Origin of the sequence: Corynebacterium sp. UBA2622 (assembly GCF_002339505.1) — a bacterium.
GTDB lineage: Bacteria > Actinomycetota > Actinomycetes > Mycobacteriales > Mycobacteriaceae > Corynebacterium.
Map to the genome: position 1 here is coordinate 1 of NZ_DDJO01000019.1, position 201 is coordinate 201.

Below are 201 nucleotides of genomic sequence, written 5' to 3' on the forward strand. Positions count from 1 at the left end.
GCCGACGCCCCGACCGCCGCCGAGGCCCTCGGCGTCGACGCCGACACCTACGCGGAGGAGAACCTCACGCCGTACCTCGCCACCGAGCGCGGCCTCGTCGACTCGGTCATCGAACCCGCCGCCACCCGCGCCCAGGTCCTCGAAGCACTGCGCCTCCTGGAGCGCAAAGTGGTCTACCCTGCTGTGAAGAAGCACGGCAAC

1 protein-coding gene is annotated in these 201 nt (G+C 71.1%); it reads left to right on the top strand.

Annotation, left to right across the window (positions count from 1 at the left end; translation table 11 throughout):
• Nucleotides 1–201, top strand: a 201-nt coding sequence (locus B3611_RS08370; RefSeq protein WP_291314629.1) for a carboxyl transferase domain-containing protein, incomplete at both ends; no start/stop codon positions are given.